This window comes from Patescibacteria group bacterium, from assembly GCA_020148045.1.
In the GTDB taxonomy this organism is placed as follows: domain Bacteria; phylum Patescibacteriota; class Minisyncoccia; order Minisyncoccales; family GWA2-38-27; genus JAHCRG01.
The window spans coordinates 1-4,972 of the sequence record JAHCRG010000001.1 but is presented as its reverse complement, the minus strand read 5'-3'; the positions used below and the strand labels follow the sequence as shown (position 1 = coordinate 4,972).

Annotated in this window: 5 protein-coding genes; all 5 read left to right on the top strand. The window is 31.0% G+C overall.

Annotated elements, in window-relative coordinates; all coding sequences use genetic code 11:
* Positions 1-371, top strand: a 371-nt coding sequence (locus KJA13_00025) for an NAD-dependent epimerase/dehydratase family protein (protein ID MBZ9577414.1), incomplete at its 5' end; no start/stop codon positions are given.
* A 52-nt stretch (positions 372-423) separates the two neighbouring features.
* Positions 424-1,569, top strand: coding sequence for a glycosyltransferase family 4 protein (locus KJA13_00020; GenBank protein MBZ9577413.1), 1,146 nt, complete (start codon positions 424-426; stop codon positions 1,567-1,569).
* A gap of 90 nt (positions 1,570-1,659) precedes the next feature.
* A complete protein-coding gene (locus tag KJA13_00015; protein ID MBZ9577412.1) occupies positions 1,660-2,622 on the top strand; it encodes a methyltransferase domain-containing protein in 963 nt (320 codons plus the stop codon).
* Positions 2,623-2,675: 53 nt separating this feature from the next.
* Positions 2,676-3,353, top strand: coding sequence for a class I SAM-dependent methyltransferase (locus KJA13_00010; protein MBZ9577411.1), 678 nt, complete (start codon positions 2,676-2,678; stop codon positions 3,351-3,353).
* A gap of 113 nt (positions 3,354-3,466) precedes the next feature.
* Positions 3,467-4,972 (top strand): hypothetical protein (locus KJA13_00005; protein ID MBZ9577410.1); only part of this gene is annotated, 1,506 nt, incomplete at its 3' end.

The following is a 4,972-nucleotide window of genomic DNA, read 5'->3' as shown; positions in this document are numbered from 1 at the left end:
TAAAAAAAGTTATGGATGGCAACAATCCGATAATAGTTTGGGGAAGCGGAAATCAAAGTAGATCTTTTCTCCATGTAAGAGATTTTGCAGCTGGCGTTTTATTGGTGACTGAGAAATATGCACAGGCAGACCCTATAAATATTGGACATGGTAAGGAAATAAAAATGAAAGAGCTATTAAAAATGATTCAAAATCTAGCAGGCATCCATAATGAAGTATTTTTTGATTTATCAAAACCTGAAGGGTATCCTCGAAGAGCTGCTGATATATCAAAGCTAAAAAGAGTAACAGGGGGCTTTGTTCCTTCTACTCCTTTAGAATATGGTATATCAGAAATGATTGAAGAATATAGGTTATCTTTAAAGGTTTAGATGCATATTTCATAAAATATTCTGCTTAGAAATATTTGGAGGGCAGAAATTTTTGATAGAACAAAGGAAAATAGCTATAATTACGCACACTTTTACTAGCGGGCCATCTCAAGCATTAGAGAAATATTTAAAAAGAAAAGTAAAATATTTGCTTTTTATTGGGCATCCGTTTTCTTATTCCAAAGATATAAGATCTTTTTACAAAAAATATTTTAATGGAAATCTAATTAAAATAAAGAAAGCTATTAGATGGAATTTGCCTGAAATTCTTTTATATATAAAAGATGTAGTATACAGTATTATGTGGACATATTTCACTGCAACTAAATTCGATTTAATTATCTGCGCTGATAATCTAAATTGCTTTTCTGGATTAATTCTAAAAAAGCTTGGGAAAGCTAAAAAGGTTATTTTTTACACTATAGATTATGTTCCCATAAGGTTTAATAACAAAATCTTAAATGCAATTTATCACCGGATTGATAAAATTTGCTGTTATCACTGCGATCAAATCTGGAATGTTTCTCCAGTCATGGCAGATGAAAGAGAAAAAGCTGGTGTTTTAAGAGCCAAAAGCGCTCCTCAATCTGTTGTTCCTTTAGGATGTAATTTTAAAGAGATTAAAAGGCTACCATTCCATAAAATTAATCGTTATGATATCGCCTATATGGGGCAATTAAGCGAAGAACAGGGGATTCAATTAATGATCGAAGCATTTCCTGCTATTAAAAGAAAATTTCCCGATGCTAAATTAATTATAATAGGCACAGGTAATTTGGAAAAGGAATTGAAAATTAGAGCTAAAGAATTAAAAGTAGCAAATTCCATTTATTTTAAGGGATTTATAAAGGATGACAGAAAGATGGAAGAGATTTTAGCAAGGTGCGCTATCGGTGTCGCGCCTTATCCACATCTTGATCATGGGTACAAGCAGTATTGCGATCCCGGAAAGATAAAGATTTATATGGCATGCGGAATTCCAGTAATAATAACGAATGTACCAAATATCGCTAAAGATATTAAGGAGAAGGCAGCAGGAATTGTTATAGACTATAATAAGATTCATCTAATTAATGCAGTGGCAAAACTACTTGTAGATGATGAATATTATAAGAGAAGCAGAAAAAATGCGATAGCTTTCGCTTCCTCTTTTGATTGGAACTATATCTTCAACTTTGCACTAAGTTCTTTAATATAAAGTTAGTTGAATATATATAAGGAATGAACGAAATTTATAAAGTGACTAAAATACTAAAGAGCTTTAATATATCAAACTTGGGAGCTACTTATGGAAGAATTACTAAAATTCTTAGCATGCCCAATATGTAAATCAGATTTATTTTTATCTAAAGATAGCCTTGTATGCTGTAACGATAATTGTGCAAAAGAATATAAAATAATGAATGGTATTCCTATTCTTTTGCCTCCTAGAAATACGCTCACAAAAGATATAATAAAAATTAAAAAAAAATGGGATGAACGGTATATTAAAGGGGATGGAGTTGTTGATGACCCATTGGATGATCTATATACAGTTGACAGTTTCAAACATATAAAGAAATTATGGCCATATCAAGAAAGAGAAACTCCCTCAGGGAAAATAATTAGAGAATATAAAAATAATTTAGCCTTTTTAGAAGCTGGATGTGGCACAGCAAAAAATGCTCAATTATTGGCAAGAGAGGGAGTAAAATATGTTTTTGGCTTAGATATTTCATATGTAGCCTTAAAAACAGCAAAATCTCACTTTCAAAAAGAGGGATTAAATGGATACTTTATTTGTGGTGATTTAACTAGGCTACCATTTAAGAATTCGGTTTTTGATTTTATTTTTGCTGGTGGTTCAATAGAACATTTTGAAAATACACAGATTGCAGTTGAAGGATTGAGAAATATTTTGACAAAGGGAGGAATTTTATCCGCAACTGTTCCATTATTTTGCTTAAGTTATCCTTATTCGTTCTTTTCAGGTAATATCCCTGATATTCCAATTATAAAGCAACTTTGTAAATTTATTCAAATTAACATATTAAAAGAAAAGTTGATGATGTTTGGATATGAAAAGTCTTTTACAAAAAGAAAAATAAAAAGAATATTCAAGAATTCAGGTTTTCAGAAAATTGACATAGGTTTTTATGAAACTTATTATGAATTCAAGTTTTTCAAAAATAAGTTATTAAAAAAAATGGCAAAAAAAATGGTTACTATGAGACCTTTTTGGCCGGTGATTTATATTAATGGCATAAAATAATCTTTGCTTCAATTTGCTAAAATATTATAATAAAAAAGTTTAGATTAAAAGTAATGAGCTTATCATTAAATCAATTAGAAAGAAAATTTGAAAGGCAAATTTATCATAAGCTTTGCCGCCAAAATATAGCGAAGGCGGTAGCCAATATTAAAAATGGGAAAGGTAAGATATTGGAGATTGGCTGCGGAAGCGGGGAAATTGCCAAAAAATATATTCGCCCTTATTGTGAGTCCCTTAGTGCTACCGACATAGTAAAGCGTTTTGAAGGGAGCAAAATAGCAGATGACATTGCATTTCAAATTGAAGATGCCCAGCATTTATCATTTGATGATGAGACATTTGATGGGGTCATCTCCAGAGATGTTATTGAACATGTTACAGATGATGAACTTTTTATCGCTGAAAGCTTAAGAGTCTTAAAAAAAGGTGGCGTTCTATTTTTCACAACGCCAAATCGTTTACGTTTAACAGCAATTATTAGATATCTATATGGCAGACCCATTAGATTCCCTCATAGGTATGGTTCAGGTCCTGGCTTGGGGGAAGTGGTGCATATTAGAGAATATAGTTTAGGGGATTTAAGACAATTGCTAAAAAAGTTTTACGTAAAATCCATAGAAATATATGGTGTCTATCTGGGAATACCTCATTGGCAAATTGGATTAGCAAGATTTCCTAAATTTTTATCCAGATTTGCTTATAGTTGGCATGTCACTATGGTTAAAAGATGATTAATGCCCGCTTGAAAAGAGGCAACATAACACTCTATTGCAAGATATCTTTAATAAAATAATTTTCTTAAAAAGAAACGAAAAATATAAATTTAAATGGTAATTGTTAAGTAATGGAAAAGAGATTACATATTGACAAATTCAAGATTCTTGTTCTTGCAATATTATTATTCTTATCTTTTGTATATACAAGGAATTTATTATTTCGCACTGGAACATTAGCCTGTATAGACTGGTCAATTCCCCCGGAGATGATTCAGCTGATTAAATCTTTTAATCAATCTTTTTATTCATGGAGGAATTTCAGTATTTTTACTGGTATGGGAGCTAATCCTCTTTGGTTATCAGGAATCCATCAAACAACAATTAATGCTATATTTGGATATTTGGGAGTCAGTGGAGCAATCTATTCAAAATTGTCAGTATTTGCAATTCTTTTTATAATAGGCTTGTCGGCTTATCTTTTATTTATAAAATTTAATGTTAGTAAATTCGCGGCGATCTTTGGCTCTGTAATTTATATGTCTTCCCCTTTATTATTCAATTGGATAAACATGGTAGGGAGTTATGCTCATACATCCTGCTATGCTTTTTTACCCCTGTCATTCTTTCTTTTCTTAAAAGCTCTGGAAAGCCATCATTGGCAAGTTTATGCTATTCTTATTACTTTTTCTATGATTCATACCTCACCTGTTTTTGGTTTTGCCCTCTCTATGATGATCATTATTCCTTACTCATTTATGTTAATTCTATTTAATAATGATAGAAAAGATAAGATTAAAAGGGTTAGCCGCTCCCTTTTGCTGATATTTATATTATTCTTTTTGCTTGAGTCTTTCTGGCTTATTCCTGCAATTCTTCATGGCTCAGAAGAGTTGGCTGCTATAAGGCCTCAAGATTGGGGAGGATTAAAATATAAGATTGTAGATTCTTTAAGGCTTTGGGGATTTTATCTTCCTGAATATGAATCTATTTCTTTAAATTCTATTTTCAAAGGTTTTCCCGCTTTTTTCTTGCCTATATTGGCATTTAGTTCCATCTTATTCTATAAAAGTGAGCAGAAGAAAAATATTTTATTTTTCTCTATTTATTCAATATGTATAATATTCTTTGCCAGCAGTTCTTTCTCTATATATCTTATAAGAAAAAATATATTTTTTCTTGGAATATTTCGCGATATATCTAAAATTTTAATTATATTGTCTCTTTGCCTTTCATTGCTATCAGCTTTTGCTTTAAATGAAATTCATAAAAGAATGAAAAGCTTTAAAAAAAATATCCTGGCAAAAATTATATTACTAATAATTTTGGCTATATATATATTTCCTTACTTATCAGGAAACTTCGGTGGCAGGATGATAAGTTCCAATATTTTTCCTAAGGACTATAATGAAATAAGCAATTGGTTACAAAAGCAGCCTGAAGATTTTAAAGTTTTATGGATCCCGACTGGTGCTGTGTATCTTCAATCCAAAGAAGTTGGCAAGGATGTACATGTTGCTGATTTTTTCGGAATTTATTCCCCAAAGCCAGGAGTAATTGGAGAAATAGTTTATCGCTACAAGCTTATTCCAGAATATTGGGTATCAAACTATTTTTATGATAACAATTTAAACAAT